The organism is Coleofasciculus sp. LEGE 07092 (assembly GCF_015207375.1).
GTDB lineage: Bacteria > Cyanobacteriota > Cyanobacteriia > Cyanobacteriales > Coleofasciculaceae > LEGE-07092.
In genome coordinates, this window is the sequence record NZ_JADEWY010000031.1 from 13,570 (window position 1) to 27,326 (window position 13,757).

13 protein-coding genes are annotated in these 13,757 nt (G+C 47.2%); 6 read left to right on the top strand and 7 right to left on the bottom strand.

Going from position 1 to position 13,757, the window contains the following annotated elements:
- Window positions 1-159: a hypothetical protein gene (locus IQ257_RS09895; RefSeq protein ID WP_193933013.1), complete on the top strand. Its 159-nt coding sequence runs from the start codon at window positions 1-3 to the stop codon at window positions 157-159.
- Here the strand turns inward: IQ257_RS09895 and IQ257_RS09900 are convergent.
- Entirely contained in the window at window positions 140-2,383 is a 2,244-nt protein-coding gene (locus IQ257_RS09900) for a caspase family protein (RefSeq protein WP_193873274.1), read from the bottom strand. The genes IQ257_RS09895 and IQ257_RS09900 overlap by 20 nt on opposite strands.
- A 787-nt stretch (window positions 2,384-3,170) precedes the next feature.
- On the opposite strand from IQ257_RS09900, the gene IQ257_RS09905 reads away from it, so the two are divergent.
- Window positions 3,171-3,731 (top strand): cyclic nucleotide-binding domain-containing protein, encoded by a 561-nt coding sequence (locus IQ257_RS09905; RefSeq protein WP_193873275.1) that lies wholly within the window; start codon window positions 3,171-3,173, stop codon window positions 3,729-3,731.
- A 353-nt stretch (window positions 3,732-4,084) separates the two neighbouring features.
- Here the strand turns inward: IQ257_RS09905 and IQ257_RS09910 are convergent, their stop codons facing one another.
- From IQ257_RS09910 to IQ257_RS09935, 6 genes are all read right to left on the bottom strand, one after another.
- Window positions 4,085-5,008 (bottom strand): glutaminase, encoded by a 924-nt coding sequence (locus IQ257_RS09910; protein WP_193873276.1) that lies wholly within the window; start codon window positions 5,006-5,008, stop codon window positions 4,085-4,087.
- Window positions 5,005-5,841 carry a Tab2/Atab2 family RNA-binding protein gene (locus IQ257_RS09915; protein WP_193873277.1) on the bottom strand — a complete coding sequence of 279 codons (837 nt, stop codon included), beginning with the start codon at window positions 5,839-5,841 and terminating at the stop codon, window positions 5,005-5,007. The genes IQ257_RS09910 and IQ257_RS09915 overlap by 4 nt, the downstream gene beginning before the upstream one ends.
- Before the next feature lie 229 nt (window positions 5,842-6,070).
- Window positions 6,071-6,469 carry a hypothetical protein gene (locus IQ257_RS09920; protein ID WP_193873278.1) on the bottom strand — a complete coding sequence of 133 codons (399 nt, stop codon included), beginning with the start codon at window positions 6,467-6,469 and terminating at the stop codon, window positions 6,071-6,073.
- Window positions 6,470-6,666: 197 nt separating this feature from the next.
- Window positions 6,667-8,364 carry an alpha/beta hydrolase gene (locus IQ257_RS09925; protein ID WP_228060582.1) on the bottom strand — a complete coding sequence of 566 codons (1,698 nt, stop codon included), beginning with the start codon at window positions 8,362-8,364 and terminating at the stop codon, window positions 6,667-6,669.
- A gap of 22 nt (window positions 8,365-8,386) precedes the next feature.
- Window positions 8,387-9,235, bottom strand: a complete 849-nt coding sequence (locus IQ257_RS09930; RefSeq protein ID WP_193873279.1) for a hypothetical protein — start codon at window positions 9,233-9,235, stop codon at window positions 8,387-8,389.
- A gap of 182 nt (window positions 9,236-9,417) precedes the next feature.
- Window positions 9,418-9,627, bottom strand: a complete 210-nt coding sequence (locus tag IQ257_RS09935) for a hypothetical protein (RefSeq protein WP_193873280.1) — start codon at window positions 9,625-9,627, stop codon at window positions 9,418-9,420.
- Between the two features lie 231 nt (window positions 9,628-9,858).
- Here IQ257_RS09935 and mgsA point away from each other — a divergent pair, with 231 nt between their 5' ends.
- From mgsA to IQ257_RS09955, 4 genes are all read left to right on the top strand, one after another.
- On the top strand, window positions 9,859-11,181 hold the full coding sequence (gene mgsA / locus IQ257_RS09940) for a methylglyoxal synthase (RefSeq protein WP_193873281.1): 1,323 nt from the start codon (window positions 9,859-9,861) through the stop codon (window positions 11,179-11,181).
- An 81-nt stretch (window positions 11,182-11,262) separates the two neighbouring features.
- Window positions 11,263-12,012, top strand: a complete 750-nt coding sequence (locus IQ257_RS09945; protein ID WP_193873282.1) for a 4'-phosphopantetheinyl transferase family protein — start codon at window positions 11,263-11,265, stop codon at window positions 12,010-12,012.
- Between the two features lie 99 nt (window positions 12,013-12,111).
- Window positions 12,112-12,993 carry a class I SAM-dependent methyltransferase gene (locus IQ257_RS09950; RefSeq protein ID WP_193873283.1) on the top strand — a complete coding sequence of 294 codons (882 nt, stop codon included), beginning with the start codon at window positions 12,112-12,114 and terminating at the stop codon, window positions 12,991-12,993.
- Between the two features lie 8 nt (window positions 12,994-13,001).
- Window positions 13,002-13,718, top strand: coding sequence for an HAD family hydrolase (locus IQ257_RS09955; RefSeq protein ID WP_193873284.1), 717 nt, complete (start codon window positions 13,002-13,004; stop codon window positions 13,716-13,718).
- The last annotated feature ends 39 nt before the right edge of the window (window positions 13,719-13,757 follow it).

Genomic DNA, 13,757 nt, shown 5'->3' on the forward strand with positions numbered 1-13,757 from the left:
ATGGATACAGAAATCATGGCAAGAGCAGAATTTCATTTCCTGGCAGAACTGAACTATTTTTTGCCACCAAATAAACGCCACGTCAGCTTCACCCATGTCTTTCATGTCTTTAAAGCTCGAACCTCGATCAAGGGTACAACTACTCAACCACCTCAATAATGGTGGAAAGTGCTGCAAGCTGCTTCGTATCCACCGCCCGCACACCTCTAGTCAATGCAATGGTGCTACGGGCATCACGGGTATTGCGATCCAAATCGCCTAACAAATCATCGATCACTTTTACGGGTTCATCCGCCTCTAGGGGCAAGGGGTCGCCCGATCGCGTTCCTCGGCTGCCAGCAATTTGTTGCAATCCCTTCAACGCATCCCGTAGAGACTGCTTACTGGCTACCACCAACAGCTCCATGAAACCCGATGGTCCTTGTACAATCAAGTGGAAATCATTTTCTGGATTATCACTTGATGGTGGCACAGTCAGAGTTTTTCCGGCTGCCACTCGTGCTGCTTCTTCAGGAGCATCCCAGTTGACAGGATAGAGTACGGCAATATCACCATTACTGCCAATCACCAACACACCAATATAAATATCCTCCTGTTCATTGTTCTGTACCTCAACTTTAATCTCTGTTCCCGGCGTCAGCGTAGTTTTGGAAACTGTTTTAGGTACAATTCCCGCTTGTTCGGCTGCCCGACTGCCTGTGCTAATAGGCAATCCCCTACTTCCTACAGGCTTAACATTCATCGTCACGTTTAAATCAGAGGTGTCACTGTTAAGTACGAGTCGCAAAATCCGACCTGCCAGCAACACTTTCAGCCGAGAGGGAACTCGCTTGACTGCCTCTGTGACTGACTCTCCAACGTTACCAAAGGAATCTGGAACTGGAGTCAACCCAGCCGTAAACAACCCCAAACTTCCCACGGGCGGCAAGTTTGTTAACCCTTGCTGTTGTGCCAACGTTAAATAATCCTCACTCATGCGCCCAAACAAATAATCCACGACGGATTGTTGGTTCATCGGCACCACTTCCACCCGACTAATTGACTGAAGTGCTGTACTTGCTGCTTGGGCGTCATTTCCTAGGGACGAGTCTACTCCCACCCGCAACTTGATATTTAGGGGAACACCCCGCACCTGCTCCCGCAAAAGAGTACCATCTTGAACAATAGCGCGTGTTCCCGGACGGATCGTACCGTATCCAATCAAGCCAGAGCGAGAGGTTTGCTCCACTTGCCCCTGGGGTTGTCCGTTGTCATTAATCAAGGTGAAAATCGCTCCCTCCTTGAATGCTTCTAAGCTTTGAGCCGATACTCCACCCAACCAAAACTCAATGTTGTTCCCATTAACGCTCCGTACTGCCGCTTCTGCTGCTGGGGCAGATGTTTCTAGAAAGTAGATCGGTTCCTGATCGCGATTGCTTCCTGGCTTAATCTCATAAAGGGGTTCTTGAACGATACCAGACGACTCCGCCACGTCTTTCGTTGTGCGAGCCAAATTAACAAAGACACTGGAAAGTGGCAGGCTGCTAGGCTGCTGCCAGAGATAGCGGGTTAGCAAATAGGTAAACGCTCCCGCATGAAAATCATCGAAGGGAGCATCCGTTGCCAATTGGTTGCGGTGCGCTGAACCAATCGCCACACCTTTAGCAACCCCCCGCTTTCGCATTTCCTGAAACTCTTCAGGAGAGAGGTTTAACGTTGAGAGCCACTGCTGTTGGTAATCAAATTCTGCCTGACTTGCTTCATCCTCTCCACCCCCCTGCCGTACAGGAACAGCTCGTAACAAATAATTACCGCGCAATCCACCCCCCGAATGGCAGCTATCCAACACCACTGTTACATCTTCTGTTTGTAGGGCTTGCATCCAGAGAAATAGCGTCCGCCCCATAATATCCCGCACCTTGTTCGTATCTGAACCACTCTCTATCTGGCGGTTATAGGGTACGATCGTACCGTTCAAGCTATCAGGATCAAGGGGGTTGGGGTCAATGACTCTAGAACCGTGTCCAGAGTAGTGAAACACCACCACATCACCGGGTTTTGCCTGTTTAATTAAATGATTTTCAAACGCCTCAATAATCCCTTGTCGCGTGGGTTTTATTTGAGTTTCATCGGTTACTTTGAGAATATCATTGGGATTGAAGCCAAAGCGTCGAACTAACAGTTCGTACTGCAATTCAACATCCGTTAGACACCCCTGCAATGAGGGAATAGGGGAAGGATAATTATTAACACCTACCAACAAAGCGAGTTTGCGGGGAGTACTTTGGGCAAGCACTTTTGCATAGCGATCGCCTTGGCGGATAATATCCAGTTGGCTCAACCCAATGCTGGCTAGAGCTGATCCTGCAAATTGCAAGAAATGACGACGTTTGATTTTAGACATGATTCAATTATTGACCTATTATTTACACGTTAAAATTACCACTAACCATCGATATTCAGTAGCCGCTATACTCGTGATTTGATAACCTTTTTTCTGGTTTTGAACAATCAATGAACTCGGAAAATTAGGGCTAGCTCTCCAGGTTTGCCGAAAAAATTGGGTATAAAGCCCCGTCCTTCCAGGACGGCTTTCTGGTAGAATGAGTTTGGTTTTAGGTTGAAAAACCGCTAGAACGTGCCCGACAAATATGGCTGAAACAGTGCCACACGACAGCCTAGAAAAAAGCAACAATAGGGCGCTTTTTCATGGACTTAAGCGAGATCGCGCCTAGACTTGGCTTTCGTACACCTTCACCTATCTCCGAATGCCAAGAGGTTATGCAATTCTATCGGTAATATAGCAGTTTGGAATTTGATTCACCTAGAACCGAAGGATGCGATCGCTTGGGTCGATGACTTCAAGCTCTACTGACATCTACTGACTAAATCGCACCATTATACCACTAATCATTCTATAACTCAGCAATCGATCTCAACTTGAACAGAGATTGCTTTCTTTGCATGATCATTGTCATCATTAAATCATGGGTTTTGCCTGGAGAGAGCTGCCAAGCTAATCTCTGCACGTTTCTAGGAACTTGCTAAGTGATTCTCCAAGTCTGGACTAGTACAAGGCTGTGCTACAGTAGCGGCTTCAAATCTAGAATCGGGAAACTTTTCAAACTTGGGTGTAGCAGTAGATAGTAAAGCGAATCACAATACTACAATAATAGAGACTAATAGCACTTATGAAAAAAGTATTTTTTTTACTCGGTGAGCTGGATGACGATGATATCGATTGGATGGTCGCAACGGGGAACCGAGAGGAAGTTGTTGCTGGTACTGTCCTCATTCAGGAAGGTCAGCCCATTGATAAGCTGCACATTCTCTTAGAGGGAACCCTATCAGTTTCTGTCTCTGCCTTGCAAGGGAAGACAATTGCTCGTTTAACAAGCGGTGCTGTGGTTGGCGAGATGTCATTTGCTGATGCGCGTCCCCCTTCTGCAACGGTTCAGGCAGTAGAAGACTCCTTAGTGCTATCCGTTCCCAGAATTGCCTTAGAGGAAAAACTGAAAAAGGATGAAGGATTTGCCTCTCGATTTTATCGGGCGATCGCTATTTTCCTATCGACCCGATTGCGGGGTACAGTTAGGTATCTCGGTTATGCCAAGGGCGAGCTGTTAAAAGAAGATACGAACCCCGAGGATCTAGCGCCCGAAATTATTGATAACGTGCCTCTTGCCCAAGCCCGATTTGATTGGCTGATCAGACGCCTGAGAAATGGCGATCGCGCCGTACTGCCAGATTGACAAAAAAAAGGAATGAGTGTAATTGATTTCTGGCAGAAGTCAGAGAAGAGGGAAGGAGTAAAGATCTGGGATACTTGTCAACTGGGAAAAGGGTGGCAAATTTTGCCCCCTTTTATGAAGCTTTCATGAAGGACAAACTCTGGTAGAGACGTTCCGCCGGAACGTCTCTACTAAATTCATATATGTCCTAACCGTCTTGGCAGTTGCTATACATTATTATCTCTTATGGTTGGGGGAATAAGAGACGTATTCATGGTTGTCTGATTCACTATCTGCGATTTGGGGATGTTCCAGTTCCTTATCGTTATCGTTTCATACCTTAATGCAGCAACGCCAAATTTTGATTCACTCGTTTACCGAAACACACTCAAATCGAAAGCCCGTGCCAGTTGCTGCACCAAAAACAAACCCGCCTTCGAGTTCCCCGCCCCATCTAAAACCGGACTGTAACAGGCGATCGCTCCCTGAGATGGTATCACCGACACCACAACACCGCTCACCCCTGATTTCGTCGGTACTCCTACTTCTACAGCAAAGCGGCTAGAAGCTTGGTACAAGCCGCAGGTCATCATTAGGGCATTGACTGTGCGACGGTTTTCTGGTAATGTACTGCTACTATTCTGCACCAGAAGTTGAGCCAAACAAGCTAAATCCCTAACAGTTCCAGAGAGGCAGCAAATGTAATTGTAGGTGTCTAGAGCCGTTTCTACATTATCTAGATAACCCGACTCAGCTAGTAGGTTAGCGATCGCCCAATTCCGTTCGTTCGGTAAAGAACGCACGGAACTCAGCATTGCTTCATCTAAAAATAAATGGCATTTCCCTCGCTGATTGAGCCACTGACAAAGGGTTTCACAGCGAGAAAGAGCATCTTTACCGGGAAGCAGAGACGCTAGAGCGATCGCGCCACTGTTAAGCATCGGGTTACGCGGCTTGCCCCTGTCTGCTTGTAGTTGCTTGAGAGAATGGTAAGGCTCATCAGAAGGCTCCATACCAACGCCGGAAAATACCACCTCTGCTCCTAACTGCTCTAGCAAACATAACAGAACAAACGGCTTAATCGCACTCATCAGCGGAAATGATAGAGTAACATCACCGACTGAAAGAATCCGACTGCTATTATCCCGGACTTGCACAGCAAACCAATCCCGATTGGCTTGAGCCAGTAGAGGGATATAATTGGGTAGCTGACCTTGAATCTGAGTTTGTGCCTGAACTGCTAAGGTATTCAGTTGATTTTGAGTCAGGGCACTCAGTCCTGCTGAATATAATATCACTCTATTTTTAACAACCAAAATCCTGTATACGTCATCCCCAATTCATCCGGTTGCACCAACAGAAAATGCAACCCACCACTCATCTGCTTGCGCTGTTCGTACATCCGCCCTGCTGCCGCTACCTCTTTATCCTCAAAGGTGGCAACCACCCAGCGCTCAACCAACCCTGCTTCTAAAATTAACCCATCCGGCGCACCTGCAATAAAGTTGAGGGCAACAGGTTGAGCGTCTTGAAGCCAACGGGCAAGGAGCATGGATTTACGTCCCCCATCAATGACTACCCCCGGTACGGCTACCATTGAGGGCAAACCTAGATTTAGTGGTAAGAGTTCATCGGGCATCTGCAAAATGGGAATCGGACGTTCTGCAAACACCTCCTCAAGTTCTCCCGCCGCAATCGTAGCAAATCGCCAGCGATCGCCCCAAAGATTCTCCGGCAGGGGTACGGGTGGCGGTTTATCGAGGGCGGTGGGGTTGTAAGCTTCACCTGTGTAATAATCATTTTGCTTATACCATGACACCCTCTCTTGCAACTTTTGCTTTAAAACTGGGGTGTGTCGAGTCCCTTCCACTTTAATCCCTAATTGCCGCCCTACATCTGCCAATAAATTCAGCGACTCAGGTCGAAACACTTGAATGATAGTCGGTGGTTGTGTCTTTGTCACGACTTGTTGCAATTGAGACAGCAACCAATCCCTATTCACAGACGACTGGGGACAGAGGGCATTGTAAGTAAACTCCCCTGCTGCGTCGCAAATAAACAACTCCCACAGCACCTGCCCTTCTGTATTCCGCAGGGGACGCCTGTAAAAGTCAGCTTGCCAAACCTTCATCTTCACCTCCGCCGCTTATTTCTACCCTAGCCTGACAAAGTGCCAACGGTAATGAGTGCCTCAACATCAATCAAGGTAACAGATGAAGGAAGAGTGTAGGGTATGGAAAAACAATAAAACAGAAATATTTTTAATAAAGTAAAGGCGAAGAACCTACAGGCAAATGGCAATCGTATGCCCTACATTTGTCTAGTAAAACTCCGCCCTTAAATCAGTTAACGAACCAATTCTAGATAACACCTTGTCCCTTGCCACGCTTGTCTTCTTCCATTGTCAACTCACCTTGGCTATCCTTTTGGAGCTGTTTAAGTTCACGGGTGCGTTCAGCTTCTCCCCGTTCCCCTTTTTCTCTTAAATCACCGGGTTCGTCAACATACATTTCGGGTTCAACAGCAAAGTTATTCACTAAACCCTCGTTATCTACGGTGTAACCCGCCGTGGTATTAATTTGGTTTGGATCAGTTTGCTCTTCTGTAGGAATGGACTTAAAGTTGCTTCCTTCTCTGTCGTGACGGGCTGCCGTTTCAGCAGGCATTATATTTCTATCGTAATTTCCGAAGTCAACTTGCTCTTTTGTCGTAGCTTGTCTATCGGAAGGAATGGGTTGATTTTGATTTGACTGACTCATAAATAATTTCCAAAAATTGCTATCTATTCCACGTTCCAATATAAAGATTCAGGGAGTAGCTTACATCCCCCTTGAGAATTAAACCGATTCGCTCGCGATCCCACTCAAGAGAGATACAGCATTTCCTTGCATCGTGAGGTACATTTAGTTTTCTTCCCTACTCCCGTTCGGCTGACGCTCACGGCGAAGCCTACTCCCTATTCTTGTTCCATCGCCTGCTCGATCTCAGTTTCTGTCAGAGACTCCACCAAAGTCAGGTTGAATGAATCTCCACTAATTGTTCTGACATAGGACTGACTCAGATAGGGAAGGTATCGGAGTTGATTAGTAAGATAGGTTTTAAAGAATGCCGTACTCAAAGCACTGAGTAGGGGACGAGCTAGACTGGGATCTGGACCAATCAATTCTGGAGGAATGGGAAATACGCCCTCACCTTTACCACCCAAGAAGGAAAAGTGGGTGCCTTCTTCTAGAACTACCAGATACTTTTCTGAATTAGTAAGCCAAGTGAAGGGATAAATCTGCTCTGATACAGGGGGGGCAAATACATCGTCACCACTTGCCACAATCATCAAAGGAACTTCAATTTGACTTAATCCTTCCTCTCCGAAAATACTACTACTGAGGGGATTAATGGCAAGAACAGCTTTTATCCGTTCATCTTGCAGATTATACGTCGCAGGTGGCAAATCGGTGGCGCGGCATTGAACCAAGAGCGATAAGTTAAAGGATAAAGTATCGGCGGCAGCTTCGGCGCAATCTTGACGAAGCTGTTCTAAATTGAGTTCGGCACCGCCTGCGGCAAGCACGGTATAGCCACCGAGAGATTGACCGATGACGCCGACTTGTTGTAAATTTAGGCGACCTTGCCAAACGGGGTCAAACTGAGGTTGTTTCTGAAGTTCGTCGAGTAGATATTTTATATCCAGGGGACGGTTAATAAAAGTAGTCGGTTCTGGTGGGCGATCAAAACCCGCCAAGAAGCGCTCAAATTTCTCTGCACTGGTGTCGGGATGCTCCAAGACAGCGACGGCAAAGCCGTAGGATGCTAGATGTTGGGCGAGATAGGCAAAGGTAGTGCGGTTGGATGCCACACCGTGGGAGATGACGATAACTGGGACTGATTCCTGTGTCTGGTTCGGAAAAATAGGCAGGTAAATATCGGCAGGAACGGGTTCTTCTCGGTTAGGGTTAATAAAGGTGAGCGTTTCTTGACGCCACCGTATCGAACCAGAGCGCTCTAAATCTGGCTGTGTCGAGAAATCTAAGGGTAGATTCGGTGTTACCTCAGCCGCTTGCTGTTGAATGGCGTCAATGACGGCATCCCTCTCTCCAAATAGCCTGGATACTTCCTGAATTGCCTGAAGACTTAGGGGTAAATCGAGCCAAATTGTTTCTAGGGGAAACTCGCGCAGAATGTTTATAATCGTTAAGCCTTCTGGGTCTGCTGCTGCCAGAATTAAAGCACCCCGCAGGGGATAAAATCCATTTTGGTTGATATCTGCCTTGATAACCCGACCTAAACGCTCTAAAACCGTTTCTCCAATGGGCGTCTTCGTAAACCGAGAGATGGTGATGGGACTCACCTGAAAGCGCTGCTGCAATACTTCTCGCAGTTCTGCTAATTGTTCGGGGGTAGCACGGTTGGCATAAAACGCGAATTCGTCGGTAATTGTGCCTTCCTCAGCAAAGAGTTCCAAGTCTTCAACGGAAATACTGAACTCCCCAAAGGGAGGATAAAAGAATTTAATCCGCTCGGCTCCCAGAGCCGGAATTGCGCTCAACAGAGCCAGGATTCCCAACCCGAAGGCAAGGGAAAATTTCTGGATTGGGTTGACTACAGCGCAGCGCCGATAACTATTCAGTTGAAAACGGTTAAAAACTTTACTGTACAAGCGTTCTTTCCTTCAACATAGCTTAGAACAGTTTAAAGTTATAACCCACTCCTAGTACAAGCCCTACATCCACCTCATCATCATCGGCAAACACAACATTTACACGGGCTGTACCTGTAAACTTGGGGGGTATTGGAATATCTACGCCGCCAGACACCAACGGATCAGCTTCCCAGTCGTTATCTGGCTTAAGTAGTACACCACCTCCAGCAAAGGGAATAACAACAGCTTGCCCGGTGAGGGGATTGCCGATGGGAAAATCGGCGGTGAGGGCAACTGTCGTGACGGTTTCATCACCAAACGAGACGGAATTGCGCAAGGAGAAATTCTCAGTGAAGCCAAGTTTACTGAAAATAACAGCAGCCTCTTCGCTCAATTGGGTTTCTTCGCCACTTAAACCAATATTTCCACCCACTCCGATATAGCTGCGTCGAAGGATACCGAGGGGATTAACACCAGGAAGCTGTGCCACTGCTGGGGCTGTTGGTTCAGTCGGTTCTGTTTCTTCACCACTTAAACCAATATTCCCGCCCATTCCAACATAGCTGCGTCGAAGGATACCGAGGGAGTTAACAGCAGGCTGTTGTGCTACTGCTGGGGCTGTTGGTTCAACAGGAGCGGGAGAGGAACTCTGGGGGAGATTAAGGGATTTTAGCATCGCTTTACCGAGAGCATTCCCGACTGGAGCAGAGGATGCAACGGAATCAGAAGGGTTTGGTGTTGCCGTTGTTTCTAAACTCTCAGGTTCTGGGGAATCGGCGGTGACATAACCGTAATAACTTTGAGCTTGAGCGGATAACCCACTACTGACAAGAATAGAAGCTGTGAGAGTGAGTAGCCAGGAAATGGGTTTGGCACCACTTGATTGCATAATCGTTCACTCCTCTGTATTGCATTAGTGTCGCACTGATTGGCAGTAGGGACAATCCCTGTAGCACTTAATAATTCCTAGAGTTAAGTTTTTTAGTCAAGAAGTGCGATCGCTTAGTTTGTAGTAAGCCCATTAAGGCTTAAGGTATTCAATCGTCTCCTGAATGAGCGCTAAACTACTCACTACAAACTGTACTTTTTGACAACAAATGACGTATCGCCCTGATGAGATTCTTTAAGCTCCTCAGCTTTGCGCATTGCTGTTTTTAAGTCGGTATAAGGTCCAGACCATAAATAAGATTTAACTACTTGCTCGTCGCCCGCTAGTGACCCATAGACGGTATAGTATACCCCATACTGATCGCCTGTATCTCCTAAAATTTTAGTTAGCATAACACTCTCTCGTTGATTGCACTCTTTAACAAAAATTAAAGTATAGTTGTTCTGAAAAGAACGAATTAATAACGACTGCCAAAGTACAACCCGAATGACCTGAACGTTTAACTTATCGCTTCACCCAGTTGGAAATTTTGAAACCTCTCTACCGACTTGTCAAACTCAATGAAGACAGAAACCGTCACTCTCCAACGTTAAACTAAGCTGAGAATCAGTTCTAGGTCAATCATGTCCCCGACGATCGCCCTCATTGCCCACGACCGCAAAAAAGATGATATTGTTAACCTCGCCAAGCAATATGCATCCGTCCTCTCGCGGTACAGACTCATCGCCACAGGTACAACCGGGCAGCGCCTTCAACAACGAACGAAGTTGCAAGTCGAAGCGATGCTTCCTGGTTCACAGGGAGGAGATGCCCAGATTGCAGCAGACATTGCCACAGGGAATGCGATCGCAGTTATCTTTTTAGTCGATCCTCTCCACGCTCAACCCCAGGAACCGGACATTCAGTTATTGTTGCGGATTTGCACTATCCACAATGTCCCTCTTGCTACTAATCTTGCCACTGCTGAAGCAATTCTTCGCAATTTAGCCAAAAATCGTTTTGCTTATCTGATTTTCAACCCGATTTCAGGTCAGGGCAACCCGGAACAAGATTTATCATTAATTCAACAGCTTTTAAAACCCCAAATTCATTTAGAGATTCACCTGACAACCCCGGATATTGGTGCAGTGCAGTTAGCCGAAAATGCGATCGCGGCTGGGGCTGATTTAATTATCGCCTCCGGGGGGGATGGCACAGTTTCAGCCGTCGCTGGGGCAGTTATCGGTACGGGAATTCCCCTCGGTGTGATTGCCAGGGGTACTGCCAATGCCTTTAGTGTGGCGCTGGGAATTCCCACCACTATTCGCGGAGCCTGCGAGTTAATTTTAATCGGTACAACCCGCGTGGTTGATGCCGCTCGCTGCAATCAATCCCCTATGATTTTACTAGCTGGCATCGGTTTTGAGGCAGAAACGGTCGAACGCGCTGACCGGGAGACTAAAAAACGTTTAGGAGCCTTAGCTTATATTTTAGCGGGGATGCAGCAACTGAACGAACACGCAGTTTTTGAGGCAAACATTGAAATTGAGGGCGTCGTAAATAATTTTCAGGCAGCAGCTATCACTATTGCCAATGCTGCACCAGCCACCTCTGTTTTAGCTCAGGGAATGGGAAATGTAGTTCCCAATGATGGTTTACTGGAGGTGACAATTGCTACCCAAAATACCAAAATCGAAGCCATTGATGCCGTTGTTGATCTGTTAGGGGCAGCTCTGATGAAAACAGCGGTGCGTCGAGAAGATACAATCTGCCTGCGAGCTTCCCAAATTAACGTGACAACTAACCCAGCGCAAAAGGTTGTGGTTGATGGTGAGATTATCGGTACGACACCTGTAGAAATTGAATGTATTCCTAAGGGATTAACGGTTATTGCTCCGCTAGAATTACCAACAAGTCCGCCTAACGAATCCTTAGCTGATGAGAGTTCTCAATGTCAACCGGAATGAAAGTAACCTGTAGCGGTTCTCGGTGGGATAAAATATACCGGGTTTGAGAAGGAACTCCTCTATATGTAAATAATAGAATAGATGATGGCACCGGATGCTCGCTGGCACCCTCCACCTACTGATTTAGTACTCTCGGCAAATGATGTCCACGTCTGGCAAGCAAACCTCAACTTACCGATAGGGCAGCTCGAGAAGCTGACACAAACCCTCTCCCCAGACGAGCAGCAAAGGGCTGATAGATTTTACTTTGAGCGAGATAGAACTCATTTTATTGCAGGTCGCGGTATCCTGCGGGATATCCTAAGTCGCTATTTAAGTTTAGAGCCAAGTCAGATTCAGTTTGCTTACAGTTCCCGTGGCAAACCAGCACTAACCAACACGAATAAAAGGCTCTCGTTTAACGTTTCTCATTCCCACGAGTTAGCGCTGTATGCAATATCACCAGCACCTCGGCTAGGAATTGACTTAGAATATATGCGTCCTATGCCCGATGCTGAGAAACTGGCAAAGCGATTCTTTTCAGAGCGGGAATATAGTGCGATCGCATCCCTTCCTCCTGAGGAACAGCAAGCAGCATTTTTCAACGGCTGGACGCGCAAAGAAGCTTATCTCAAAGCAACCGGTGATGGATTAACTGGACTCGAAGAGGTGGAAGTCTCCTTACTTCCCGGAGAACCTGCGAGGTTAGTGAGCATTTCAGGAAACTCGCAGGCAGCTTGTCGTTGGTTGATTTATCCGTTAAATCCAGCACCGGATTATGTGGCAGCACTGGCTGTGGAAGGACAGGGTTGGCACCTGGAATTGTTTACAGTTAAATCCCTAACTTCTTAAATCAGGGATCTGCTGTAGAAAATTTCGTTACAATTTGTAAAGTGGGGCGCTAATTAAGCCATTCCCAAGTGCGAAGTAAGTTAAGTATTCACGAGTTCTATGGCAGGTAGTCAAGATACACTCTGGGAACGTTTCCTCAAGCCAGTCGTTGGATTGCTGATTGACGAGGAAGAACTGCGGCAGCTTGAGCAAAGTATTGATTGGGAAACCGAGAGCGATCGCTTCCGACATCCTGACTTAACCTATCCAGACTATTACATTACTCAAAACTTCCACGGTGTTGAAGGCGGCTACCTTAACCAGGGTGCCGCGACAACCTATGATCCTGTCACCCGATACGTTTTACCCCCGAACGAAATATGGGTGCGCCAGGGTTTGATAGATGCCATTCAAGGAACGCCGGGACGGATTCTAGATTTGGGTTGCGGTACGGGTTCTACAACTTTGATGCTAAAGCAAGCATTTCCTCAAGCTGAAGTCATTGGTTTAGACTTGTCGCCCTATATGCTGGTAATGGCTGACTACAAAGCTAAAACCGAGGGGTTAACGATTCAGTGGTGTCATGGCAAGGCGGAAGAGACAGGCTTCCCAGATGCATCATTTGATCTAGTGACTGCCTCCCTATTGTTTCACGAAACACCCCCAACCATCGCCAAATCGATTCTGCAAGAATGTTTCCGATTGCTGAAGGCGGGAGGGCAAGTTTTGATTCTGGACGGCAATCAGAAAACCTTGCGCCAAACGACGTGGCTTAGTGAGGTGTTTGAGGAACCTTACATTAAAGCGTATGCTGCCGATAGTGTGGAGGCTTGGCTGGGGGCAGCAGGCTTTGAAGCCGTGCAAACTCAGGATTGGTGGTTAGTGCATCAAGTCACTCAGGGGATGAAACCGATGCCGGTGACAGGGGCACTGCATCAGGCAACCCGAAGCAGTACAATAGACGATTTCGACTCCGAGGGCTTTCCAGCTCCAGCTTTTTAGCAGTGGGTATGACATTAAAGGCAGTTCTGTTCGATTTCAACGGCGTTATTATCAACGATGAGGCTCTTCACCAGCAACTCGTTGAGGAAATTCTGATTGAGGAGAACTTACGTCCCTCTTCTCAGGATTACCGGGAGATTTGCTTGGGCAGAAGCGATCGCATCTGTCTGAGAGAGTTACTCCAAAGTCGGGGGCGGGTGGTTGATGACAACTACTTGACTCGTCTAATCACTCGCAAAGCCGAAGCCTACTGCCGTCAATTAGAAGCATTACCCAAGTTACCAATTTATCCCGGTTTGGAAGATTTGATTTTCAAAATTCGGATTGCCCAATTACCCATGGGGGTTGTCAGTGGCGCACTCCGTTCTGAGATTGAACTGGTACTAAATCGCTCTCAGCTCTTGCAGCACTTTCCAGTAATTGTCGCAGGTGACGATATTACAGTGAGCAAACCTGAACCGGATGGGTATCTTTTGGCAGTGGAGCGCCTTAATCAACATTATCTTGAACTTAACGCCCGCTCCTCTGATTGTCTGGCGATTGAAGATACCCCAGCCGGAATTGAAGCGGCAAAACGAGCGGGGATGCAGGTAGTGGGAGTGGCGAATACTTACCCGTTTCATATGCTCCAGCGTCAGGCGAACTGGACGGTGGATTATCTACATGAACTTGAACTTGATCGGGTGCAGCAGGTTTATATTCGGGCATCCTCAAAAGCTAGCTAGGTTGGCTTGTTGGGTGAGAATACCAACCAGGTTTTCTTT